Here is a 24,462-nt window from a genome sequence, read left to right as displayed (position 1 = left end):
ATTATTCTTGTAATAATTGGTGAATAATCTCAGGAAAATGTTTTTGTTCCAGTTCATGAATCTTTTCTGCTACTGTTTCTGGCGTGTCTTCTTCAGTTAAAGCAACATTTGCCTGAAAGATAATGGCACCTTCATCATAGTTTTCATTTACATAATGTATAGAGATTCCGGTTTCTTTTTCCTTATTATTAACGATGGCTCTGTGTATGTGCATTCCGTACATTCCTTTGCCTCCATAATTAGGCAAAAGTGCTGGGTGTATGTTGATTATCTTATTTGGATATTTCTCGATTATGTTTTCTGGAAATTTCAATAAAAAACCAGCCAAGATTATCAAATCTGGGTCGATTTCTTGTACTTTTTGTAGTACGTTTCTTTCTAAAAGTTCGTTTTTTGAGAAGATTTCGACCGGAATTTGATGATTTTTTGCTCTTTCAATCACTTTTGCCGAAGCATTATTTGTAAAGACAGAAACGACCTTCGCAATTTCAGTGTTCGAAAAATATTTTATAATGTTCTCTGCGTTAGTTCCTGATCCTGAGGCGAAAACGATAATTTTTTTCATAAAGTTGTGTGTTTTGAGAATGCAAAAAACGGAATAAAAATCGAAAATAAATAGCTTTAAAACGGCTTTCTTGAAATTAATTTTATAAATTAGTGTTACATTTATTAACTAAATCGTGGTTTTAAAATAAAGTTTTTTATTTTTGCCAACAAATTAAATTCTAAAATTAAAGATTATGTCAGACATTGCATCAAGAGTAAAAGCGATTATCGTAGACAAATTAGGTGTTGACGAAAACGAAGTTGTAACAGAAGCAAGCTTCACTAATGATTTAGGAGCTGACTCATTAGACACTGTTGAGCTTATTATGGAATTCGAAAAAGAATTTGATATTCAAATTCCAGACGATCAAGCAGAAAACATTGCTACTGTAGGTCAAGCTATTTCTTATATCGAGGAAGCAAAAAAATAATAATACCACACCCGATTTCTAAAAATCCCAATTTTTGAAATTCCATATTCCAGTTGGAATTTGTTTTTTGATTTTTGAAATTTTTAAGAGTCGGGTGTTATTATTTTTTTTTTAAAATTAAAATTCGATTGATTTTCAATCAATAAGATATATTTATATTGTAATGCCCATGGCTCTTAAGTAACATTATGTTAAGAAAGCGTGGGTTTTATTTGTTTAAAGTACAAAATACAAATTTATGGCATTAAGGCGAGTTGTTGTAACAGGATTAGGTGCACTTACTCCTATCGGGAATAATATCCAGGAATATTGGAATGCACTTGTGAATGGAGTAAGCGGAGCCGCTCCTATCACATATTATGATACAGAGAAGCATAAAACGAAATTTGCCTGCGAAGTGAAAAACTTCAATATTGAAGATTACATGGATCGCAAGGAATCTCGAAGATTAGATAAATTTGCTCAATATGCAATTGCTGCCAGTGATGAAGCTATTAAAGATGCTGGAATCACAAATGATAACGTAAACAAACAAAGAGTTGGTGTTATTTGGGGAGCAGGTATTGGCGGTTTAGAGACTTTTCAAGAAGAAGTAATGTATTATGCGAAAGGCGATGGAACTCCAAAATTCAATCCGTTTTTTATTCCAAAAATGATCGCTGATATTGCTCCTGCACATATTTCTATGCGTAATGGTTATATGGGGCCAAATTATACAACAGTTTCTGCATGTGCATCGTCTGCAAATGCATTAATTGATGCTTTCAACTACATTCGTTTAGGAATGTGTGATGTTATCGTATCTGGAGGTTCTGAAGCTGCTGTTACAATTGCAGGTATGGGAGGTTTTAGCTCAATGCACGCTTTATCTACAAGAAATGAAAGTCCAGAAACAGCTTCAAGACCTTTTGACGCAACTAGAGATGGTTTCGTTTTAGGGGAAGGAGCAGGAGCTTTGGTTCTTGAAGATTATGAGCATGCAAAAGCAAGAGGTGCAAAAATCTATTGCGAAATTGGTGGTGGCGGAATGTCATCTGATGCATACCACTTAACAGCGCCACATCCAGAAGGAATTGGAGTTATTGCCGTAATGGAAAATACTTTAAGAGATGCTGGAATGACGCCTGATCAAGTTGACCACATCAATACTCACGGAACTTCAACTCCATTAGGAGACGTTGCTGAGTTAAAAGCAATTAGTGCAGTTTTTGGTGAGCATGCTAAAAACATCAATATTAATTCAACAAAATCAATGACAGGACACTTACTTGGTGCGGCTGGAGCTATTGAGGCAATTGCTTCGATTTTGGCAATGCAACACGGAATTGTTCCTCCAACAATCAATCATAGTGTTGTGGATGAAAAAATTGATCCATCTTTGAATCTTACCTTGAACAAACCTCAAAAAAGAGAGGTAAATGTTGCGATGAGCAATACTTTTGGTTTTGGTGGACACAATGCTTGTGTATTGTTTAAAAAATTCGTTGACTAATTTTCGTATATGAATATTATCAAAAAAATATTTTCTAAATCCCGTTCTCTAGAAGACGGGATTTTTTTTGACACTATTCAGAAAATTCTTGGTTTTCCACCGGTTAATATTGAATTTTATAGAAAAGCATTTACACACAGATCATCAAATAAGTTAGATGAACATGGACAACCGATAAATTACGAACGATTGGAATTTTTGGGTGATGCCATGTTAAGTGCCGTAATTGCAGCACATTTATTTAATAAGGCACCAAATGGAGATGAAGGATATTTGACCAAAATGCGTTCTAAAATCGTGAGTCGTGAACATTTGAACGAACTCGGAAAAGATTTGAATCTGGTTCGTTTTGTTGAGAGCAAAGTGCCAATTCAGCATTTTGGAGAAAACATCCATGGTAATATTTTCGAATCATTAGTTGGTGCAATTTATTTGGACAAAGGATATTCTTTCTGCGAGCGTTTTATTCAAAAAAGAGTAATTACGCCTTATGTTGATATTGCTCGACTTGAAGGAAAAGTTATTAGTTATAAAAGTTTGGTTATCGAATGGTGTCAGAAAGAAAAGAGAGTCTTTCATTATGACATTTTTGAGGATAACGGTATTGACGGTCAGCGCTTATTTGGCGTAAAATTAAGTATAGACAATAAAGTAATCGCAAGAGCGCGAGCAACTTCAAAAAAGAAGGCAGAAGAAAAAGCATCACAAAGAGCTTATTTTGCATTTCAGGAGAAAATAGACAAGAAATAGCTACAAATTTGCTGTAACTATCTTAAAGCTATAACGTTTTCGTTTATAAATTAACAAAAACAACCACGTCATAACTATTGATGCTCCGTTAGAAATAGTATATTTACAACTTGATTTTTCATGACATGGCAATTCATAGATTGGATTTAGACGAATTTGACGAAATTGATTATTATTTAATGGCAATTCATACTTCATTAGAAGATTATAGACTGGCCTATTTTATCAATAAAATCCTTCCGATAAACTTAAGTAAGAGCAAAAACGAGATTCATGCTCAGACTAAAGAAGGAGAGGCAAATTTTTCTAGGTTTTATTATTATGATTCCGAAAAAGCAGTTTCATGGAATTTAATTCAGAATAAAAATGAAATCATTTCAGTGAGTACGAATGATTTCCAGAATTTGTTTTCTAATGAAACAAGTGAGGTTTCAACAACAATTCATTTACTTCCTGAATTCAAAAAAGTAGATTTTTTCCTGAAAATAGAGAATAGCGAGGAAACTCTAAATTTTTCAGAAATTCAACAACAATTAAATACCATAGAGAGTGTTGCAGCTATTTATGCTGTCGATACAAACAAAATAAAATCAAAAAACAATCTAATTTTTTAAAAAAAATGTTAACAAACAAGAAAACCAAAATTGTTGCTACACTTGGTCCCGCATGTAGTACAAGAGAGATTATCAAGGATATGATCGAGGCAGGGGTTAATGTGTTTAGAATCAATTTTTCGCATGCAGATTACGAAGGAGTAAAAGAAAAAATCGATATCATTAGAGGCTTAAATGAAGAGTTTGGTTATACAACAGCAATCCTTGGAGATTTGCAAGGACCAAAACTTAGAGTTGGAGTAATGGAAGAAGGAACAGTAGTACACGATGGAGACGAAATCACTTTTACTACTGCTGAAGATATTATAGGAACATCAAAAAGAGTGTTCATGAAATATCAAAATTTCCCAAATGATGTAAATCCGGGAGAGCGTATTTTGCTTGACGATGGTAAACTTATTTTTGAAATTGTTTCAACAGACAAAAAAACAGAAGTTGTTGCTAGAGTTATTCAAGGTGGAGAATTAAAATCTAAAAAAGGAGTTAATCTTCCAAACACTAAAATCTCTTTGCCAGCTTTAACAGAAAAAGATATTGCAGATGCGATTTTCGCAATTGAGCAAAAAGTAGATTGGATCGCACTTTCATTCGTGAAAACTCCTCGCGATTTACAAGATTTACAAGAACTTATCGCTAAGCATTCAGAAGTTAAAATTCCAATCGTTGCTAAAATTGAAATGCCAGAAGCTCTTGAGAACATGGATAAAATTGTAGCTTATTGCGATGGTTTAATGGTTGCTCGTGGAGATCTAGGTGTTGAGTTACCTGCTCACGAAGTTCCATTGGTACAAAAAGATTTGATCCGCAGAGCTAAAACAGCTAGAATTCCGGTTATCGTTGCTACACAAATGATGGAAACAATGATTACAAGTTTAACTCCAACAAGAGCTGAAGTAAATGACGTTGCAAATTCTGTAATGGACGGTGCTGATGCTGTAATGTTGTCTGGAGAAACTGCAACAGGAAATTATCCAGTTCAAGTAATTCAAAAAATGGCGCAAATTTGCGAAGCTGTAGAAAACTCTCCGCTTATTCAGGTGCCTCAAAATACACCGCAAATCAAAACAAAACGTTTTGTTACTAAAACAGTTTGTCACCAAGCAGCTTTATTGGCAAATGAGATTAGTGCAAAAGCTATTTGTACGTTAACAAACAGCGGTTACACTGCTTTCCAAATTTCAGCTTGGAGACCATCAACAGCTCATATTTTGGTATTTACTTCAAACAGAAGAATCTTGACACAATTGAATTTATTATGGGGAGTTAAATCTTTCTATTATGATAATGAAGAAAGTACAGATGATACTGTAACTGATGTAAACAAAATTGCAGTTGATAAAGGATATGCAACAAAAGGGGATTATTTAATTAACCTTGCAGCTATGCCAATTAAAGATAAAGGAATGGTGAATACCATGAGAGTTTCTGAAATAGAATAGTTTTCTTTTTTAAGATATACTAAAAGCCATTCGAAAGAATGGCTTTTTTTTTGCCTTTTTTTGAATGCTTGATTCAAATTTCAGAATTGGAGCAAAAAATTTCTTCTTTAAAAATAATAATCGGCAATAATTAAAATTTCCTCTTTTGTTCAACATATTTTGCAACATGCTATAACAATTTGTTACAAAGCGCCTTTTTTAACGTTTCATTTTATAAAATGAAACCATCTCATGGCTCAAAAGCAAGGTTGTCCGGCTTTTTATTCTTTAATTTTGAGTTACTTAAATAAAAGTTAAGAAAAATCTTGTTTCATTTCCCACAACTTTTTATCGACAATAAAATTTGAAACGGTTATTTTTTTCAGAATGATTTTATTTAAAAAAAACAGTCATGAAATTTTTGCTTTAATAAGCACGTCTCTTTATAAAACTAAATTATTAACAAATTTAATTGCCATGAAACAAAGTAAACTTAGAAATGCCATAATGCTTTTTGCATTAGTATGCTTCACAGTTTTTCAGGTGAATGCTCAAAAAAAACCTAACATTTTAATACTATGGGGTGATGATATTGGGACTACTAATATTAGTGCATATAGTGATGGAGTAATGGGTTATACAACACCCAATATTGATCGTTTAGCAAATGAAGGATTGCGTTTTCTTCATTATTATGGAGAGCAGAGTTGTACCGCAGGTCGTGCTGCTTTTTTAACAGGACAACACGGTCTTAGAACTGGACTTACAAAAGTTGGTTTTCCTGGAGCACCAATGGGAATGAGTCAATTAGATCCGTCTATTGGTGGAATTATGAAAAATTTGGGTTATGTGACAGGACAATTTGGTAAAAACCATGTTGGAGATCGTAACGAAAGTTTGCCAACTGTAAATGGTTTTGACGAATTCTTCGGAAATCTATATCATTTAAATGCTGAAGAAGAACCAGAATTGCCAGATTATCCTAAAGATCCAGAATATTTGAAAAAATTTGGACCAAGAGGTGTTCTAAAATGTACGGCAACAAATGTTGATGACGCAACAACTGATCCTCGTTTTGGAAGAGTTGGAAAACAAAAAATTGAAGATACAGGAGCACTTACTAAAAAAAGGATGGAAACTGTAGATGATGAAACTTCTGCAGCAGCTATCGATTTTATTAAAAGACAAAACGCGGCTGGAAAACCATTTTTCTGCTGGTTCAATGCCACTCGTATGCACTTACGAACACATGTTAGAAAAGAACACCGAGGAAGATACACTCACGGAGATAGCGAATATATCGATGGTATGATCGAGCATGATGAAACTATCGGAAGTATTTTAAAAGCATTAGACGATTTAGGGATTGCTGATAATACGATTGTTGTTTACTCTACAGATAACGGTCCTCACATGAATACTTGGCCAGATGCTGCTATGACACCGTACCGTTCAGAAAAAAATACCAACTGGGAAGGAGCTTTCCGCGTACCATGTATCGTTCGTTGGCCAGGACATATCAAAGCAGGAACTGTAACTACTGAATTAATGAGCCATAATGACTGGATGCCAACTTTGGCTTCAATTGCAGGTGAGCCAGATTTAGTAAATAAACTTTTAAAAGGTTATACAGCAAACGGAAAATCATATAAAGTGCATCTTGACGGTTTTGATCAAAGCAAATTTTTAGAAGGGAAAACATCAAAAAGTGCCAGAGATAAATTCTTCTACACAGATGATGATGGTTTATTAGTTGGTTTAAGAGAAGGAGATTATAAATATGTTTTTGCAGAACAACGTCTTGAAGGTACAATGGGAGTTTGGGCAGAACCATTCACAAAACTGCGCTTACAAAAAATATTCAATTTGTATCAAGATCCTTTTGAAAGAGCTGACATAACTTCTAATTCATTTTGGGAATGGCAGTTGAATCACGTACAGATGATGTATGGTGCAATACAAGATGTTGTGGTTTTTGCAGAAACATTTAAAGAATATCCTCCTAGATCAATTCCACCAAGTTTCTCTGCATATACTATTATGGAAGAAGCTATGAAAGATATTAAGGCAAAACAATACATAGAAAAAAATGTAATGCCTAAATTAAAAGAAGAAACGGAAGAGGCTTCAAAAAAGAAAAAATAAAGTATAATAATTAAAAGAAACAGGACTTTTTACGTCCTGTTTCTTTTCACTTAATAGTATATGTTATGCAAAAAAAAATAGTACTAATTTCGATGCTTCTTTTTTTATTTGTTTCCTGCAAAAAATCAGAAGAGAAGACGGCTGTAAATCCAAAAGACAGCACAGCAGTCGTTGCTACGAGTGGTGATCCATTACCAAGTTGGAATGACGGAGCCTTAAAAAAAGATATTATTGCTTACGTTGAAAAAGTAACAAAAGAAGGAAGCCCAGATTTTATTCCGGTAGAAAACAGAATAGCAACCTTTGATAATGATGGAACGCTTTGGGCTGAAAAACCATACGTTCAAGAACTTTTTGCTTTTTATAGAGTCAAAAAAATGGTCGAAGCCAATCCTGCTTTAGCACAAAAACAACCTTTTAAAGCCGTAATCGAAAAAGATAAAACCTTCTTTGAAAAAGGTGGAGATAAAGCGCTTATAGAATTAGTTGCCGCAACGCATACTGGCATGACCGAAGATGAGTTTGAAGCATCGACAAAAGAGTTTTTCTCTGGCGCTCAATATCCTGGTAAAAATGTTCCGCTAAAACAAATCAGATACCAACCACAATTAGAGCTTTTAAATTATTTGCGTGCAAACGGATTCAAAACTTTCATTGTTACCGGTGGAACGATTGAATTGGTACGAGCGATATCTCAGGATTTTTACGGAATTCCGAAAGATCAAGTTGTTGGAACTTCTTTCAAATATAAATTTGATGATGCTAAAAATGCAGTTGTCAGAGAACCGGCTTTAGATCATTTTAATGATAAAGAAGGAAAACCTGTTGGCATACAATTGCATATTGGCCAACGACCAGTTTTTGCCTGCGGAAACGAAGGCGGCGCGGGAGACCTTGCCATGTTGAGATATTCTTCAGGAAATAAATATCCTTCTTTCCAATTAATCTTAAACCATAACGATTCGATTAGAGAATACAATTATCAGGAAAAAGATAATTTGTCTTTAAATACGGCAGCTAAATATAAGTACCATGTTGTAAGCATCAAAGACGATTGGAAAAAGGTTTTTGCAGATAAGTAATCTGATTTTGAAAGAGATAAAACTTTTAAATAAATAGTCATGAAACAAAATAAGTATTTTATAAGCCATAAGTTATTTTTTAGTGTTCTCTTTTTTGCAATATCGATGGGATCTTTTGCACAGGAAGCCGAACCAAAAGCTGGAGCAAGTGCACAAGAACTCGCCGATAAAATGGCAAATCCGGTGGCGAGCTTAATTAGTGTTCCGTTGCAAAACAATATCACTTACGGTATTGGACCTTATAATGGAATAAAATATCAAATCAATATACAACCAGTTGTTCCTTTTAAATTGAGCGAGAATTTAAATTTAATAACTCGTTATATTCTTCCTGTTGTGGATCAACAAGATGTTACGGGGCAAAACACACATGAGTTTGGTTTAAGCGACGCAACAGTTACCGCATTTTTTGCTCCTAAAAGCAAAAAGCTAATTTATGGAATTGGTCCTGCTTTTTTAGTACCAACCGCTACAGAAAAATTATTAGGAACAGAAAAATTCGGAATTGGGCCAAGCGTTTTGGTCATGCATCAAGGAAAAGGACTTTCTATCGGTTTCTTAGCCAATCAAATTTGGTCTGTTGCAGGAAATGCTGATAGAGCCGATTTCAATCAGTTTTACACGCAAATCTTCTTGACACACAGTTATAAAAGTGGTGCAAGCTTAGGTGTTACTTCAGAAATTACGCAAAACTGGCAAGGAAATACAACTCTTATTACTCTTAGTCCAAATGTTGGTGCGATTACAAAATTGGGAGGTCAAACCATGCAATTTGCCGTAATGCCTTTAATTCCAATAGTTGGTCATCAATCTATAAAACCAGATTGGGGATTAAGAGCGGTGGTAGCGTTTATATTTCCGCAATAAGTTGCTTAAGAGTTTTTAGAAATCATCACTTTAATTTTTTCAAAACAACAATAAAATGAAGACTAAAATAATTTCACTTTTCCTTATTGCACTATTCATTTCTTGCAATAAAACTTCGACAGAAAAAACAGAAACAACGTCAGAAGGAGCTGTTTCCAGTGATTTCAAACCTGCAAATATTGAAGAACAAATCATATACAACCGCGCAATTGAAGCCACCATTTGGGGAATTCCTGCGGTTAATTTTGAATTATTAAATGAAAGTTTAGCTAATGCAAAAGGTAATTTTAATGAAATTATTTATTGGTCTGGATTAATAAATTCAAAAAATCAGACTTTGACTCCAAATCCAGATGTGGTTTACATCAATCCATTATACGATACCAGAAAAGGGCCAGTTGTATTAGAAATTCCGCCTGCTGAAGGAAGTTCTTCATTAACAGGAAGTTTAGATGACGGCTGGCAGACTGCAATAGAAGATATTGGTCCGGCAGGAGTAGACAAAGGAAAAGGAGGGAAATATTTGATTTTGCCACCAGATTATAAAGATAAAGTACCAGCGGGATATATTCCGATGCCTTCATCAACTTATACTGGCTTTGCAATTCTTCGATCCAATCTTACAGACGGAAGCCCGAATGATCTTAAGCGAGCCATTGATTACGGAAAGAAAATCAAAATTTATCCTTATTCTCAGGCATCAAATCCGCCAGCTACAAAATTCACTGATTTGCTTGAAGTCGATTTCAGCAATACAATCCCGTACAATTTTCATTTTTTTGAAATTCTAAATCAGTTTGTACAAAGAGAACCTTGGTTAACACGTGATTTAGTTATGGTTGATTTTCTAAAATCAATAGGAATCGAAAAAGGAAAACCTTTTGAGGCTGACGCCCGCAAGAAAGAAATTTTAGAAGCAGCAATTAAAGATGCACATGCTTATCTTGATAAAGGTTATGAAGCTATTTTTAAACCACCTTTTTATGATGGTACTAATTGGGCTTTGCCAGCTTCTCAAGATGTTGTAAAGGCTATCACTTCTAATTATACAGCTCCTAATATTTATCCAGTTAGCGAAAGAGCAATAAGCTATTCAATGGCTTATTTCAGCGCAAAACATTTGGGAACAGGACAATTTTATTTAATGACAATTAAGGATGATAAAGGTCAGGAATTTGATGGATCAAAATTATATCAATTGCATCTTCCTGCAAATGTTCCTGTAAAATTATATTGGTCTATAACAGCTTACGATCGTGAAACGCATGCTTTAATTAAAGGCATGAAATATTTTAGCCGAGCTTCGACAACTCCGGGAATTCAGAAAAATAGCGATGGTTCTGTCGATATTTATTTTGGTGCCAAAGCTCCAGCAGGAAAAGAATCGAACTGGGTTCCAACAGACCCGAAAGGAAAATTCGAATTGCTGGCTCGTTTCTATGGACCTGAAAAAGGATTTTTTGAAAAAACTTGGAAAATGGGTGATGTTACGGAAGTGAAATAATAATCAGATTTTAAACTATAAATAATTGATTTAATATGAAAAGTAAGTGCCCAATATTTATCACCTTAATTTCTTTACTATTAAATTTTGGATGTAAAGAATCAACGACTGTAAATCCAGATTCAGAAAGAGTGGTAAAATCCGGTTCTGGTATAAAAATGGATGGGGAATTGCCATCTAAGGAATCGATTCCGGCACTTTTTGACGAAATGGATTTTCAGCAAGCAACACAATGTTATTTATGGGCATTGCCAATTGTAACGTTCGCTGAATGGCAAAATGTACATTATAATCAATTTAAAGCATCTAGCAATGATCTTGTTTTTTATAATACATACAATGATCGTTTAGGAATTCTTACTGCTAATGCCACAACACCTTATATAATGTCTTTTATCGATTTGGCAAAAAATGGACCAACGGTTCTAGAAATGCCTGCCGGACATACTGCCGGAGGGCTCGGAGATTTTTGGCAACGTGAGCAGGCAGTGATTGGCGAAATGGGACCAGACAAAGGCAAAGGTGGGAAATATTTATTAGTGCCGCCAACAATGAAAGATTTAAAACCAGTGGGATATTTTATCGTTCCATGTAATACAATGAATATGTTTTTTGGAATTCGTTCATTAGATCCAGATCCAAAATCGACAGAAGATATTGTAAAAAAGGTAAAGATTTACCCATATTCACAACGAGCTAATCCAACGCAAACTAAAATAGTCAGTCCGCCTGCAGGAAAAAAATGGTTGGGAAATCAACCAACAGGAATTGCATATTGGGAGCGTCTTCATGCTATTTTACAAGTTGAACCTGTTGAAGATCGGGATCGATTTTTTATGGCTTGGCTTAAGAATTTAGGTATAGAAAAAGGAAAACCTTTTGCACCAGATGAACATCAGAAACAAACTCTAATTGCTGCTGCCGCAAAAGGACAGCAAATGGCAATGGCGAATTCATTTAGTAAACGTTTTGCAGATGTAAAACATTGGCCAGATAAAAAATGGGATTATGTTATGATTATTAAAAATCCATCACAGCGTGAGGCAAATTATGACGAATTTTTTGAGCGTGCATCTTATTTCTATGAAGCAACGGGATACTCTAAGGCAATGATTACGAAAACACCAAACCTTGGACAAGCTTACTTGGGATCATATTATGATAGTGAAGGAAATTGGCTAGACGGAGCTAAAAATTATACTTTAAATGTTCCGGCAAATCCGCCAGCAGTTAATTTCTGGTCAATTACTGTTTATGATTCAGCAACACGTTGTTTGATTGATAATCCGCAGCAAAATGCCGATTTATCTTCTCGAAAAGATTTGATAAAGAATTCGGATGGTTCAGTTGATTTGTATTTCGGGCCGAAAGCTCCAGCAGGAAAAGAGAAAAATTGGGTGCAAACTTTACCAGGAAAACACTGGTTTACTTATATGCGTTTTTATGGTCCAACAACAGCTTACTTTGATAAAAGCTGGAAAATGGATGATATAAAAGAAGTGAAATAAACAATTCGAATGACTGAAAAAGCAACAGATAACGCAGAAAATTTATTTGATCCGATAGCATCAAAAGCAGAGCGCTACGACAATGGAGCAGCGATCAGGAAAATTGTGTCGCGTTCTTCACATCAGGATTGGACACCACCTGAAGATCGTGAAGATCCTGTCGATATTTTGATAAAGACAAGTATCGGAAGAATTGAAGATTTGTTGCCTATTCGCTATCGAAGAATGATTGAATCGCCTTTTGCTTTTTTTAGAGGAGCTGCAGCAATTATGGCCGCTGACTTAGCAAATACGCCAAATTCTGGAATAAACTTGCAGCTTTGTGGTGATTGCCATTTAATGAATTTTGGAGGTTTTGCAACTCCTGAACGCAAGCTGGTTTTTGATATTAATGATTTTGATGAAACATTTCCGGGCCCATGGGAATGGGATGTAAAAAGACTCGCAGTAAGTTTTGCAATAGCAGGAAAATGGCGAAAATTTTCTACTAAAGATTGCAAAGCATTTGCTTGGCATGTTGCAGATAGTTATAAAAGACATATGCTGGATTACAGCAAATTATCGGCACTTCAAATCTGGTATGCTGATATTGATCTGGCAGAATTAATTGATCTTGGAAAAGATGAAGAATTAAAAGAATTTCAGCAAAAACGAATAAAAAAAGCAGCCGAATCTATTGCTCATGAAAAAGAATTTGCAAAAATGACGTATTTAGACGGAACTCGCGCCAGAATAAAAGATGATCCGCCATTGATTTATCATCCATCTGGAGATGAAGTTAGTTATACAATGCGAGAAGCCAAACAGGTTCACAAAAGATATGTCGAATCGTTGCCAGAAGACAAACAGGTATTATTGAGCCGATATACAATGCATGATTTTGCCATAAAAGTTGTAGGCGTGGGAAGTGTGGGAACACTTTGCGGTATCAGTTTATTAATGTCGGCAACGGGAGAGCCTATTTTTTTACAGTTTAAAGAAGCTAGAAAAAGTGTGTTAGAATCAAATGTAAAAATCAAGGCTAAATATCCACATCAAGGCGAACGAATTGTAATGGGACAAAAGCTGATGCAGTCTGCTCCAGATATGTTTTTAGGTTGGACAAATGATGATAAAGGCAAATATTTTTATATCCGTCAACTTCGTGATGCCAAGATAAAGCCAGTTATAGAAATAATGAAATCCGAAAATATGGCAGATTATGCAAAAGCCTGCGGATGGGCTCTTGCAAGAGCACATGCAAGATCTGGTGATCCGTCGCTTTTGTCAGGATATATTGGAAACAATAATGAATTTGCCAATGCCATTTCTAAATTTTCATTGCTATATGCACATCAAAATGAATTGGATTACAATAAAATGGTCGATGCTGTAAAAGAAGGACGTTTGCCAATTTCGGCAGAAGTCTAATAGCACAATGAAGTTGTCGAAATAAATAAAAAGAAATTTAAAGCTTCAAAGCTTCTGAGATCAATCTCAAACATTATAAGTAAGATTTTTTGCAATAAACTATGTTAATTAAAGAAAATAATTTACCTTTAGGTTGTGTTAAAGTGTTGTTTAATAGTTGTTTGTATTAAGTTAACATTTGTTTTACATTGTTTTAATGCCCCAAAGATTTTTTTTGATTTTAATACATTCGAGTTAAACTAATTTAATTATTAATTTAAATACCACAACAATGAATATTAAAAGAACAAATCTTCGCCTAATTCCGTTAGTTTTATTAGGACTATTTTACAGCTGTTCGCCTACTGTAAAAGTCACCACCGATTATGATCACTCAGCTAATTTCAGTCAATACAAAACTTTTGCTGTATATGATTTGAAAGCTCAAGAAGGTCAAGTAAATCAATTAAATGTGGATCGTGTTGCAAAAGCCATTCGTGCTGAAATGACTGCCAAAGGATTTGTCGAATCTTCTGATAATCCCGATTTAAAAGTAAATGCTGTATCTATATTAAAAAACAAAACTCAAGTTACTGCCGATACTAATTTTTATGGCTATGGAGGAATGTATCGTCCATACGGATATTGGGGCGGTGGTGCTATGATGGGTGGTGGTACTACAACATTTAATTCTTATGATTATGTTGATGGCTCTCTTGTAATAGATATTGTTTCTACAAAAACACAAAAATTGCTTTGGCAAGGAATAGGTAATGCTCAAATTGATAGCAAACCAGATAATCCAGAAGAATTTATTGCAACTTCAATTAAAAAAATATTAGAAGGCTTTCCCCCAGGTCTAGCTAAAAAATAACATATAATTTAATTTCTTTTAAAAGCCGAAATACTTATCTGGAAATAAGCAGATAAGTATAGCTTTTATTTGTTATGGTACATTACTTTCTTTTAAAATTTATTTTTAAGAGAAAGGGCAATTATTAATTTTTAAACAAATAATATATGCTGGATATAGTACTCTCTCTTTTCTTTTTTATGGCTACAATGGTTGGCTTTGCAACATCATTCATGGTGTTGTTTTCTAAAAAAAACTATTCAAAGAGTTTCTTTTTAGGACTGTTTTTGTTTAGCCTTGCTGTTGTCAGTATATATAATTTTTATTTGTCGGCAAATGTGCTTAATTTTTTTCCTGATTTCTTTATGATCACGAAATCTTTCATGTTTTTGGTGGCGCCTTGTGCTTTTTTATATATCCGTAATTTATTGTTTACAGAGCACATTTTTCAAAAATACGATTGGCTTCATTTCGTGCCTTTCCTTGTTTATTTTGGATTGACATTTTGCGTTTGGATTGGGAACTTTGCTCATTTTCCTTTGGCACAAAACATTTCGGACAAAATCAAAAGCCCATTTTCAATGTTGAGTTTGTCAATTTGGCTCATTTATGCATTTAGCCAAACAATGATGGTTTTAAATTATGATTTAGAGAAATTCAAAAAAAACCATATCAACAGAATAAAAATTTTAAACTGGATCCGAGTTTATAATTTGATGGTATTGTTTATGTTTTCAGCGCTTTTTGTTCATTATTTTTTAGTAAGCAGTGTTTATACTGTTGATTTGTCGTGTTATGTCTTGATTTCATTTGTGCTGATTTTCACAGTGGGTTGGCTTTATTTTAATCCTAATATATTTTATGATTCAGGCACAAATGAGATTAACAATAATTTTGAAATTATTGAAGATAAACTATTGCTGATACAAGAAAATGAAGCAAAAAATGTGTTGCCGATCGTAAAAGATTTGACGATCGAAAAAAAACAACAATACTTGCAACAATTGGAAGAAATTTTTGCATCAAAAGAACTTTTCCTTAAAAAAGATTTGGTAATTAGAGATATTGCTGACGAAACAGGAATATCGGTGCATCATCTTTCGAATTTAATTAATTCTGAGTTTGGGCTCCATTTTCAAGACTATGTAAACTTGAAAAGAATCGAATATTTCAAAGAAAAAATTAACGATCCAGAATGGAAAGATCTTTCTCTTGAAGGAATGGCTTGGGGATCTGGCTTTAAATCGAGAACAACTTGTTTTAGAGCTTTTATCAAGCATACTGGAAAATCACCTTCAGAATATTTTAAAGTTATCAGAATGAATCCAGAAAAACGCATACAAATTGTCTGAAGCATCATTCAAGCTGATGGAATTAGTTTATAGACATAATTGTCAAGACTCATTAATTTAAAATATTAAAACAATGAAAACGAAATTAAATCAGTATAGACAAATTAAGAAATCTGTTATTGTTTTTTTAATCTTAATGATGTGTTCTTCAGGAAATGCACAGCTTAAAGGCGGACACATTCTTGGATCTTCTGGACTGCAATCTGGAACGCAGGCGCCAGAAAATATGCTCACCGTATATGTACCAGGATATTTTTATTCAGCAGGTTCTTTACGGAACGCTGATGGAGACAAATCTATTGCAAATCCGGATATTAATATGTTTTTAACGGGTGTTGGTGCAAATTATGTGACTGATTTTAAAATTCTTGGCGCAAATTATGGTGCAACTGTTTTGGTTGCTTTTGCATCAAACGCGATTCAGGGAAGTTATGTAGATTCAAAAAGTTCTTTTGCTTTTACAGATATGCTTGTACAGCCTATTCAATTAGGTTGGCATCATAAAAGAGCCGATTTTGTTTTCAGTTATCAATTGTATCTTCCTACTGGAAAATATGAATTTGGAGGAAGTGACAATAGCGGATTAGGAATGTTCATGAACGAATTTTCAGGAGGAACGACTTTGTTTTTTAATGACAAAAAAACAACTCATTTCTCGATTTTGGCTGCTTATGAAATTAATGGCAGAAAGAAAGATACCGACATAAAAACAGGTGATATTTTAAGCATCGAAGGAGGTTTGGGCAAAACTTTTTATACAATGAATGCTGAGAAAACTGCCCCAACTGGAATTTTGAATGCAGGATTAATCTATTATCTGCAGTATAAAGTATCAAATGATGAAATACCAGCAGGGACACTGCTTCTGGAACCACACAAAGACAGAGTTGGAGCTTTGGGAGCTGAGGTAAATTATTTTCATATTGGGTGCAAAACAACGGCGGGACTGCGATGGGTTTCAGAGATTGGAGCTGTTAACAGATTTCAGGGTAATACCTTTTTTGTAACACTCGCACATGTATTCAGTTTTCAAAAAGAACAACCGAAATAATCAATTTTCTATTTACAGGTAAAACATATTTTGCAATGAAAAAAAAGGCTCTTTTTGATCGAATACGTATTTGGAAAATGAGATTAATTATCGCTGTGTTTCTCTTGTCCTATTCCGGAATGTTTTCGCAGACAACAACAGCAACAGCATCGACACCTAAAAATATGCGCTTTAAAGATTCTCTAGACGGAGCTATCGATTTAAGTAATTTTTTAATTTATGCAAATGGTTTTCTGGTAGTTCCTGCTATTATATCTGAGCCGGCTTTAGGAGGATTTGGAGGGGCATTAGCGCCTATTTTTCTTAAAAAACACGCGCCAGTAATCGATGAAGACGGCAAAAAACGTTTTATAAATCCTGATATAACGGGAGGATTCGGAATGTACACCGCAAATAATAGCTGGATGGCCGGAGGATTTCGTTCGGCAACCTTGATAAAACCTAAAATATTATATCGCGTAGGTGCTGCATATGGCAATGTAAACCTTTCTTTTTATGCAAATAATCTTCCTACAGGAAATGATCAGGAATTTAAATTGAATTTTAGATCTACGGTTTTTTATACGCAATGGCTGAAACAATTTAAAAATGCAAAATGGAGCGCCGGACCACAATATTTGTTTTTAAATTCTAAGATAAATTTACCTGATTTTAATCTTCCGCCTCCGTTTGTTAAGCCTGGCGATATTAAAAGTACTGTAAGTCAGTTAGGAGGAGCGCTTCAATTTGACGGACGCGACAATATATTTACACCAGATAAAGGAATACGAATTCAGACGGATTTCTTTTGGTCGGATAATTCAATAGGCAGTGATTATGATGCATGGCGTGTCAATTTATCTGCAATAGGTTATTATCCAATAACAGACAAATTAATAGGTGGGCTCAGGATTGAAGGGGAGCAGGCGTTTGGGAGTCCGCCTTTTTATTTAAGACCCGGAATTAATTTAAGAGGAATTCCTACTGCTCGTTATCAAGGCAAAACCAGTATTGTAAACGAACTCGAATTTCGCTGGGATTTATACCGAAGATGGAGCTTAATGGGATTTGGAGGTCTTGCGAGTGCTTTTGATGATTGGGATCAAGCTTTTGCGAAACCTGTCGTTTATAGTTACGGAACAGGTTTTAGATATTTAATTGCCCGAAAATTTAAACTTCGAATGGGGATTGATGTTGCAAAAGGGAATGAAGATTGGGCATATTATATTGTTTTTGGAAGCAATTGGATGAGGTAAAATTTTCAATAAAAAGATCAAAAAGAAACTCCCGACAAAATTGTTGGGAGTTTTTTATATTATTAAATGGTAAAAAGGTTTTTATTTTTTAAAATAAGGCTTAATGATTTTATTTTCTTTATGGCATAAAATAAGTAGAATTATTGTACCAGTCAAACAGAAGAGAATTGCTTGAATCGACCCTTCAGGGCCAAATTCACCGCCGGTAATAAATTCTGGGCCTTGTATTTTGGCTTCAAAAAGACTTTTGGTTTTTTCGTTTCCAGATGTTATTGCTCCAAATATTCCTGATTGCGTAAAATTCCAAGCAAAATGCAAAGCAATTGGAAACCATAAATTACGGCTGTAAATAAAAGCTGTCCCCATTAAAAAACCTGCAGTGGTTATACATATTGAAGAAATCAAAGTGCCATTAGGATTAGCTAAATGAAAAACTCCAAACAAAATTGAAGAAATTGTAAGAGCGATGTAACTTCCTAATTTTTCTTCTATAATTCGTAATATAATACCGCGTACTAATATTTCTTCAATAATGGCAATTGTAAACATTAAAGTAAACGGAATCAGGATAAATGAGATCGGATTGACATTCAAAACGATGTAATTTCCGTTAAGGTAAATCACTAAAATAGTTAAGGATTGTAAAATAAATCCAATTAGAAAACCACCAATAAAATTTTTTACAATCCCTTTTGAAGATAACTCAACAACTGTTCTTTTGTCATACTTTTTGAAGAAAAGAATATAACTGAAAATGCATGCTGAGGAAACAAAAAGGCCTTTTAAAAGATTTCTGTAATCTTTTTCTAGAGGCGTTAAATCCAGCAATTTTACCGCAATTTGTTGACCAATAATGACAACTGCCATGAAAGTAAGCAGGGCCAGAATAATTTTGGTTATAGGAGAATTAAATGTTTTTTGTTTTAAAGTAAGCGTTTCCATTTGGTTTGTTTTTATGATTTATGATGAGACAAAAGTATCCCGAATCAAAAACAAAAAATAGAATGAAATTTGCCTTCTTATAATTTTTGAAATTGTTTAGGCAAAAACCCAGTTTGGTTTTTAAAAGTTCTGATAAAATGGCTTTGATCTGTAAATCCGCATTCTAAAGCTATTTCAGTCAAATTGATTTCATGAGATTGTATCAGCGAAAGCGAACGGTTAATTTTGATTCGGCGCATGTATTCTCCCAAAGTGCAACCAAAGTATTTCGGAAAATGTTTTGAAATGGTAATCGGGTTAAGATTTAAAACCTGAGCAAGATCCTTTAAATTCGGATTTTCATTCCAACAATCGTTCAGTAATTCATTGAGACTTTTTACCCAAAACGGACTCTTTTCAAATCGTTCCAAATGTGCATTGGTATCCGATAATTGAGAGAATAACATTTTGACATTATCATTAGTAAAAACATCTGCAGATTGTGTTTCTTTAAAGATTTTCAGAATCAAGAATTTAGCTAGCGAGCTGTTTTGAACGGCTTTTTCGATTGCTGCTTCGTTCAGCTGAAGTTCTGTTAAGAGATTTTCTTCAATTTCAATATTGATATTTCGAGAAGGAAAAAGGGTATTTTGATTTAAATGCAGTTCGTCGCTGTGATAAAATAATAAAGAACCGGGACCAACTGTTTCGCTGGAATTTTTTCTTTTTTCTGTTGTACCGCCTTTCAGGAAAAGTGTAATATGCGCATTGTTGTGCGAATGCCAGCCTTCGTAAACCTTATTTTGATACTCAGTCTCAACAACTGCAATTCCTTCATTGGTATTGAAGATGTTTTTTGTATTGCCTAAATAAGTTTCTTTTTCCAGTTCGTACATATGCTGTTTTTTGTGTGTCAAAACACAAACCAAAATACTACTTATTTGCAAATAATAACGAGTTTTCTAAAATTAAGATTTTAAAGAAAATGATCTAATTATCTAATTGCCAAATGATCTAATTAAAAAAATCGGATTGCATTATTTGTAAGGTTTTGATGTATAATAAAAATATTGTATAAAAATTAACGGAAAAACTATAGTTTTTTTAACTGATATTTAATTGTTTTGTAACAAAAATAAAATTAGACGACTGATAAGTCAACTTATTTAAATCTTTTGATTATGTATAAAAATACAATGAAATCAGTTTTTGCTGCTTCTGCATTTTTGATTGGGGTAGGCGGCTGTTTTGCGCAAGACATTTTAGTAAACTCATTAAAGTTGAATGCAAGTGATAAAAGTAAAGAGAACTTTAAATTCACTGAAGTGGTTAACTTAGGGACAACATCTGTAAAAGCTCAGGGATCTTCAGGAACTTGTTGGAGCTATTCAACAAACTCATTTTTAGAGTCAGAAATGATTCGTTTAGGAAAACAACCAGTGGAGTTATCTCAAATTTACTCTGCACGAAATGTGTATGTTGAAAAAGGAATCAATTATGTCCGCATGCATGGTGCAATTACGCTTGGCGATGGAGGTGCATTGCACGATGTAATTAACATGTATAAAAAATACGGAACTGTTCCAAGAGAAGTTTACACAGGATTAAACTACGGAACAGACAAAAATAAATTTGCTGAAATGGCCGCTCTTATTGAAGGAGTGCTTTCAGCAGTAGTTAAAAATCCAAATGGTGAATTGACGCCAAACTGGCAAAAAGCATACGCGGCTGTTATTGATTCGTATTTAGGAAAAGTGCCAGAAAACTTCAACTATAAAGGAAAAAACTATACGCCGCAATCTTTTGCTAAAGAAGTTGTGGGAATTAATCCAGATGATTATGTAGAAATGTCATCTTTTACTAATACACCATATTACCAAAAAACAACTATGATGGTGCCAGACAACTGGTCATTAGATCAAGTTTACAATGTAAAATTGAATGATATGACAGATGTTATTGACAATGCTTTGAAAAAAGGATACACAGTAGCTTGGGCAACAGATGTTAGCGAAAAAAGCTTTAGCTGGAAAAATGGTGTAGCTTATGTTCCAACGAAAAAATTCGACGACATGACCGCTGAAGAAAAAGCAGACATGTTCAACGGACCAAAAGCAGAACCAGAAATTACTCCAGAAATGCGTCAAGCAGCGTTTGATAATTACACTACAACAGACGACCACGGAATGCATATTATTGGTATTGCAAAAGACCAAACTGGAAAAGAATACTATATCGTAAAAAATTCTTGGGGAGAAACAAACGACTACAAAGGTTTCTTGTTTGTAACTAAAAATTTCGTGAAATATAAAACTACAGCATTGTTAGTAAATAAAGGCGGAATTCCTGCTGAAATTGCTAAGAAATTAGGGGTTTAATTATCTTCGAGTTTTATAGAAATAGAAAAGCGCCGTAATCTTTTGGATTGTGGCGCTTTTTTTTGGAAGTTTATGTTATATTAATTATTATTGAAAAAGATCTTTTTAATATGACTAAAGAAGAAATTGTAGCTTTAAAAATTATTGAACTTGAAAAGTCTATTTTTTATATAAAATCTCCTGCTGAAGGTGTGAATATGGTTTATAATCTAATTCTTTTGAAAGGAACTTTACAAGATAAAAGTGATTTATATCCATTATCAAAAAAATTCTTCAAGTACTATATCGAAGTAATAAAGAGCTCAAATTATGGCTATGATACTTTTAACTTTACTAAAATTGAAAATGTATTGAATCAGATGGATTTGAAATTGCAAATCTCGATTTTGCAATTTGTAATTTCAAACATGACAAAGGAATTGCCTGAATATGATAAAGATTGGTTTGTTTGTCAAAAAAATAAAATCCAACTTAGAGATCTGGTTTGTAATTTAGAGATTAAAAATTTTTTTAAAATAATTGCATTGTTTTCGGGACTTAATTTTGCTACTTTATTATTTACCTTATCTTTAGTTTTTATTTTAGTTTTTCTTATTTTACTCCCTACCAAAATTGAATGTTGTCAGCTGTTTGAAATAAAGTATGATAATTATTCTTCAAATTTTTATGGAAATCATTTTTTGAATATTTTAACCTTATTTGCTGATTTTGATAATGATTTTAAGATAAAACCATTGAGTTGGTTTGCAACAATACTAATGGTTATGGCAAAAATTACGTTTATAACTATTATAGTAAATTTTCTGTATGTTAAACTAACAGATAAACTAACATCATAAATGAAAAGATTTGAATTTTTAGATTTATTACAGCGTAGGGTAAATTCAATACTTTTTAGATTAAGTTTGTTATGCTATGCTCTTATTATAATTCTTACAAACAAGAATATATTTGAAAAGTGGGTTTACTACGTTGTTCTGCCGCTGTACATATTAGTTTATATTAAATTTATTAGACTTAGTTTCGTAAGGTTGTTAAATGATTTTGCTTTTATTTTGATTGTTTTATGGGGTAAGTCGCCATATGATATTTATAATTATACATTTTTATTCTTACCAATAATTAATGCAATAAATTTTTCTGGAAAGAAGAAATCCTTATTGCTTTATTTTTTAACTGTGTTTGAGTTCTTTCTCCTGCATTCATTTTCAACTTCAGATTCAGAAATTAAAAATTTAAAAGCTATAAAGGTTTTATTTCCAGTGTTTTTCTTAGGTATAATAAATTGGTATACTCATCTTAGAATGAAAATAAAGGTATTTAGAGAAGAACTTATAGAAGTTGTTGATACGTTTTATTTAAATAAGGAACATATTAAAAAGCCTCATAAAATTTATAAAAAATTTATTGATGTTATACATTCCAATATAAATCATGTTCTTATTAAAGAAATGTACTGCTTCTGTATAAATAAAGCTAGCGCTGAAAAAATAATTATAGTAAATGGAACATCATTTGTGTGGAATTATAAATTTAAAGAGGATGATTTCATAAATAGATTGAGGAAATATAGAACATTGACGGATGAGACTGTTATTATAGATGAAAATAATATCAATAAGAATTTGATAATTTATACTATAGTAGACAATAATGAATATTTTTATCTTTTTTCTTTAAATAAAAAAATTCCATTTTACTATAGTTTAATTGGATTTTTCAGAACAATTGAGCCTTCGCTATCAAAAATGTCAAAAATATTATTGAGCGAAAAGAAATTGCAAGAAATTAAAGATGAGGAGATTGAAAAGTTGTCACAGAAAACGCAATATGTAAATAGGGCAAATAACATGATGCATTATATAAGAAATAGATTAAGTCCATTCTCAAATCTCTCAATGATGCTTGATAATCAATCTAAAATACCAGCTGAAAAAATTGAAGCTTTTCAAAAATTATTAATTGAGCAGAATGAAAGAAGTAAAATTGAATTAAGAAATATAACTAAAAGAGCAGATGACATGTTAGAAAAAAGCAAAAATCCTTTTTTCTATAAAACTTTAAGCGATGTGTCAATCGAAAAGACTTTTACAATATTGAGAAGAAATTTTTTGAGTTATTTCCCTGATGAAGAAATTGAAGTAGGAGTAAAATTAAGTAGCCAAAAAAGAACTGTTAAATTAAATGAGGAAGGGTTTGAAATATTTATTACAGATTGGTTAAATAATATTAAAAAATATAAAAATAAAATTATAAGATGTATATTTATAGAAGAGAATAATAATCTATGTATTTCTTTTTTTAATGATCATAATCAAACTAAAGAGCAAATTGCTAATCTATTACAAGATTTAAAATCAGATGATAGAAATGAAATTATTAAGAGGACAACATATGGATTGTTTATAATCAAATCGACCTTGGATGATATGGATATAAAATATAGTATATCCCATCAGAATGGAATAATCGAGTTTAAAATAGAATTAAAGATAAATAAAGATGAAAGTAGCGATATTCGAAAATGAATATGAGTCTGTTCGAGTTTCTTTTGAGACGGCAAATTTAATCTATTTTGATAATAAAATAGATTTTTCAGTTTATCCTTCTTCGCAATCTGCTGATTTAACAAAAATCAATGATTATGATGTTATTTTTATAGATATTGATTTATCATCAAAAAGTGAACTAGATGGGTATTCATTGATTGAAAAAATTACTAGTATTAATCAGGATATTGGAAAAAGAATAATTGTTTTGACGGGGAATAATAAAATTGTTGAATCCTTAAATTCGAGAGGACTATATATTAATAATTTAAAGGTGATAATAAAACCTACTGATTATGAAGAGGTTTCAAAGAATATTAACAAGGTGTTAAATTAAAGAAATAATATTTTAGAGGATTTATTTTTGCAATATTTAA

At 32.9% G+C, this 24,462-nt stretch carries 22 protein-coding genes; 19 read left to right on the top strand and 3 right to left on the bottom strand.

Annotation, left to right across the window (positions count from 1 at the left end; translation table 11 throughout):
- Position 1: 1 nt before the first annotated feature.
- Positions 2-565 (bottom strand): phosphoribosylglycinamide formyltransferase, encoded by a 564-nt coding sequence (purN, locus tag EYY60_RS01815; protein WP_132987696.1) that lies wholly within the window; start codon positions 563-565, stop codon positions 2-4.
- Positions 566-740: 175 nt separating this feature from the next.
- Between purN and EYY60_RS01810 the strand changes: the two genes are divergently transcribed.
- The 15 genes from EYY60_RS01810 (at position 741) to EYY60_RS01740 (ending at position 18,237) form a co-directional block, all read left to right on the top strand.
- A complete protein-coding gene (locus EYY60_RS01810; RefSeq protein ID WP_007137004.1) occupies positions 741-977 on the top strand; it encodes an acyl carrier protein in 237 nt (78 codons plus the stop codon).
- Between the two features lie 238 nt (positions 978-1,215).
- Positions 1,216-2,469 (top strand): beta-ketoacyl-ACP synthase II, encoded by a 1,254-nt coding sequence (fabF, locus tag EYY60_RS01805; RefSeq protein ID WP_132987695.1) that lies wholly within the window; start codon positions 1,216-1,218, stop codon positions 2,467-2,469.
- Between the two features lie 9 nt (positions 2,470-2,478).
- A complete protein-coding gene (gene rnc / locus EYY60_RS01800) occupies positions 2,479-3,219 on the top strand; it encodes a ribonuclease III (protein WP_026727193.1) in 741 nt (246 codons plus the stop codon).
- Between the two features lie 125 nt (positions 3,220-3,344).
- Positions 3,345-3,833 carry an IPExxxVDY family protein gene (locus tag EYY60_RS01795; RefSeq protein ID WP_026727192.1) on the top strand — a complete coding sequence of 163 codons (489 nt, stop codon included), beginning with the start codon at positions 3,345-3,347 and terminating at the stop codon, positions 3,831-3,833.
- 5 nt (positions 3,834-3,838) lie between these two features.
- Positions 3,839-5,272, top strand: a complete 1,434-nt coding sequence (gene pyk / locus EYY60_RS01790) for a pyruvate kinase (protein ID WP_132987694.1) — start codon at positions 3,839-3,841, stop codon at positions 5,270-5,272.
- A 456-nt stretch (positions 5,273-5,728) separates the two neighbouring features.
- Positions 5,729-7,396 (top strand): arylsulfatase, encoded by a 1,668-nt coding sequence (locus EYY60_RS01785; protein ID WP_132987693.1) that lies wholly within the window; start codon positions 5,729-5,731, stop codon positions 7,394-7,396.
- Between the two features lie 65 nt (positions 7,397-7,461).
- On the top strand, positions 7,462-8,478 hold the full coding sequence (locus EYY60_RS01780) for an HAD family hydrolase (protein WP_132987692.1): 1,017 nt from the start codon (positions 7,462-7,464) through the stop codon (positions 8,476-8,478).
- A gap of 39 nt (positions 8,479-8,517) precedes the next feature.
- Positions 8,518-9,345, top strand: a complete 828-nt coding sequence (locus EYY60_RS01775; RefSeq protein WP_132987691.1) for a hypothetical protein — start codon at positions 8,518-8,520, stop codon at positions 9,343-9,345.
- 55 nt (positions 9,346-9,400) lie between these two features.
- Positions 9,401-10,849 carry a DUF1254 domain-containing protein gene (locus EYY60_RS01770; RefSeq protein WP_132987690.1) on the top strand — a complete coding sequence of 483 codons (1,449 nt, stop codon included), beginning with the start codon at positions 9,401-9,403 and terminating at the stop codon, positions 10,847-10,849.
- A 35-nt stretch (positions 10,850-10,884) separates the two neighbouring features.
- Entirely contained in the window at positions 10,885-12,357 is a 1,473-nt protein-coding gene (locus EYY60_RS01765) for a DUF1254 domain-containing protein (protein WP_132987689.1), read from the top strand.
- Between the two features lie 9 nt (positions 12,358-12,366).
- The gene (locus tag EYY60_RS01760) at positions 12,367-13,767 is read left to right on the top strand and encodes a DUF2252 domain-containing protein (RefSeq protein ID WP_132987688.1); all 1,401 of its coding nucleotides are present in this window, start codon (positions 12,367-12,369) and stop codon (positions 13,765-13,767) included.
- 271 nt (positions 13,768-14,038) lie between these two features.
- The gene (locus EYY60_RS01755; protein WP_132987687.1) at positions 14,039-14,620 is read left to right on the top strand and encodes a DUF4136 domain-containing protein; all 582 of its coding nucleotides are present in this window, start codon (positions 14,039-14,041) and stop codon (positions 14,618-14,620) included.
- A 146-nt stretch (positions 14,621-14,766) separates the two neighbouring features.
- Positions 14,767-15,951: a helix-turn-helix domain-containing protein gene (locus EYY60_RS01750; protein ID WP_132987686.1), complete on the top strand. Its 1,185-nt coding sequence runs from the start codon at positions 14,767-14,769 to the stop codon at positions 15,949-15,951.
- 73 nt (positions 15,952-16,024) lie between these two features.
- Entirely contained in the window at positions 16,025-17,002 is a 978-nt protein-coding gene (locus EYY60_RS01745) for a SphA family protein (RefSeq protein WP_132987685.1), read from the top strand.
- 35 nt (positions 17,003-17,037) lie between these two features.
- A complete protein-coding gene (locus EYY60_RS01740) occupies positions 17,038-18,237 on the top strand; it encodes a BamA/TamA family outer membrane protein (protein WP_235832268.1) in 1,200 nt (399 codons plus the stop codon).
- A gap of 81 nt (positions 18,238-18,318) precedes the next feature.
- Here the strand turns inward: EYY60_RS01740 and EYY60_RS01735 are convergent, their stop codons facing one another.
- Complete coding sequence (locus EYY60_RS01735) at positions 18,319-19,179, bottom strand: CPBP family intramembrane glutamic endopeptidase (protein WP_132987684.1); 861 nt, start codon at positions 19,177-19,179, stop codon at positions 18,319-18,321.
- 77 nt (positions 19,180-19,256) lie between these two features.
- Positions 19,257-20,054 carry a helix-turn-helix domain-containing protein gene (locus EYY60_RS01730; RefSeq protein ID WP_132987683.1) on the bottom strand — a complete coding sequence of 266 codons (798 nt, stop codon included), beginning with the start codon at positions 20,052-20,054 and terminating at the stop codon, positions 19,257-19,259.
- Between the two features lie 285 nt (positions 20,055-20,339).
- On the opposite strand from EYY60_RS01730, the gene EYY60_RS01725 reads away from it, so the two are divergent.
- From EYY60_RS01725 to EYY60_RS01710, 4 genes are all read left to right on the top strand, one after another.
- Positions 20,340-21,536: a C1 family peptidase gene (locus EYY60_RS01725; protein ID WP_132987682.1), complete on the top strand. Its 1,197-nt coding sequence runs from the start codon at positions 20,340-20,342 to the stop codon at positions 21,534-21,536.
- Between the two features lie 110 nt (positions 21,537-21,646).
- Positions 21,647-22,375, top strand: a complete 729-nt coding sequence (locus EYY60_RS01720; protein WP_132987681.1) for a hypothetical protein — start codon at positions 21,647-21,649, stop codon at positions 22,373-22,375.
- Positions 22,376-24,064, top strand: a complete 1,689-nt coding sequence (locus tag EYY60_RS01715; RefSeq protein ID WP_132987680.1) for a hypothetical protein — start codon at positions 22,376-22,378, stop codon at positions 24,062-24,064.
- A complete protein-coding gene (locus tag EYY60_RS01710; RefSeq protein WP_132987679.1) occupies positions 24,039-24,422 on the top strand; it encodes a response regulator in 384 nt (127 codons plus the stop codon). Before EYY60_RS01715 ends, EYY60_RS01710 begins: the two co-directional genes overlap by 26 nt.
- The last annotated feature ends 40 nt before the right edge of the window (positions 24,423-24,462 follow it).

This window comes from Flavobacterium zhairuonense, assembly GCF_004352915.1.
Taxonomy (GTDB): Bacteria; Bacteroidota; Bacteroidia; order Flavobacteriales; family Flavobacteriaceae; genus Flavobacterium; species Flavobacterium zhairuonense.
Note: the sequence above shows the minus strand (reverse complement) of the source record. Positions and strands in the feature narration are given on the sequence as shown.

Excerpts from the sequence above, each read along its gene's own strand:
- purN (WP_132987696.1), bottom strand. The coding sequence starts at position 565 with ATGAAAAAAATTATCGTTTTCGCCTCAGGATCAGGAACTAACGCAGAG.
- EYY60_RS01810 (WP_007137004.1), top strand. The coding sequence starts at position 741 with ATGTCAGACATTGCATCAAGAGTAAAAGCGATTATCGTAGACAAATTA.
- fabF (WP_132987695.1), top strand. The coding sequence starts at position 1,216 with ATGGCATTAAGGCGAGTTGTTGTAACAGGATTAGGTGCACTTACTCCT.
- rnc (WP_026727193.1), top strand. The coding sequence starts at position 2,479 with ATGAATATTATCAAAAAAATATTTTCTAAATCCCGTTCTCTAGAAGAC.
- EYY60_RS01795 (WP_026727192.1), top strand. The coding sequence starts at position 3,345 with ATGGCAATTCATAGATTGGATTTAGACGAATTTGACGAAATTGATTAT.
- pyk (WP_132987694.1), top strand. The coding sequence starts at position 3,839 with ATGTTAACAAACAAGAAAACCAAAATTGTTGCTACACTTGGTCCCGCA.
- EYY60_RS01785 (WP_132987693.1), top strand. The coding sequence starts at position 5,729 with ATGAAACAAAGTAAACTTAGAAATGCCATAATGCTTTTTGCATTAGTA.
- EYY60_RS01780 (WP_132987692.1), top strand. The coding sequence starts at position 7,462 with ATGCAAAAAAAAATAGTACTAATTTCGATGCTTCTTTTTTTATTTGTT.
- EYY60_RS01775 (WP_132987691.1), top strand. The coding sequence starts at position 8,518 with ATGAAACAAAATAAGTATTTTATAAGCCATAAGTTATTTTTTAGTGTT.
- EYY60_RS01770 (WP_132987690.1), top strand. The coding sequence starts at position 9,401 with ATGAAGACTAAAATAATTTCACTTTTCCTTATTGCACTATTCATTTCT.
- EYY60_RS01765 (WP_132987689.1), top strand. The coding sequence starts at position 10,885 with ATGAAAAGTAAGTGCCCAATATTTATCACCTTAATTTCTTTACTATTA.
- EYY60_RS01760 (WP_132987688.1), top strand. The coding sequence starts at position 12,367 with ATGACTGAAAAAGCAACAGATAACGCAGAAAATTTATTTGATCCGATA.
- EYY60_RS01755 (WP_132987687.1), top strand. The coding sequence starts at position 14,039 with ATGAATATTAAAAGAACAAATCTTCGCCTAATTCCGTTAGTTTTATTA.
- EYY60_RS01750 (WP_132987686.1), top strand. The coding sequence starts at position 14,767 with ATGCTGGATATAGTACTCTCTCTTTTCTTTTTTATGGCTACAATGGTT.
- EYY60_RS01745 (WP_132987685.1), top strand. The coding sequence starts at position 16,025 with ATGAAAACGAAATTAAATCAGTATAGACAAATTAAGAAATCTGTTATT.
- EYY60_RS01740 (WP_235832268.1), top strand. The coding sequence starts at position 17,038 with ATGAAAAAAAAGGCTCTTTTTGATCGAATACGTATTTGGAAAATGAGA.
- EYY60_RS01735 (WP_132987684.1), bottom strand. The coding sequence starts at position 19,179 with ATGGAAACGCTTACTTTAAAACAAAAAACATTTAATTCTCCTATAACC.
- EYY60_RS01730 (WP_132987683.1), bottom strand. The coding sequence starts at position 20,054 with ATGTACGAACTGGAAAAAGAAACTTATTTAGGCAATACAAAAAACATC.
- EYY60_RS01725 (WP_132987682.1), top strand. The coding sequence starts at position 20,340 with ATGTATAAAAATACAATGAAATCAGTTTTTGCTGCTTCTGCATTTTTG.
- EYY60_RS01720 (WP_132987681.1), top strand. The coding sequence starts at position 21,647 with ATGACTAAAGAAGAAATTGTAGCTTTAAAAATTATTGAACTTGAAAAG.
- EYY60_RS01715 (WP_132987680.1), top strand. The coding sequence starts at position 22,376 with ATGAAAAGATTTGAATTTTTAGATTTATTACAGCGTAGGGTAAATTCA.
- EYY60_RS01710 (WP_132987679.1), top strand. The coding sequence starts at position 24,039 with ATGAAAGTAGCGATATTCGAAAATGAATATGAGTCTGTTCGAGTTTCT.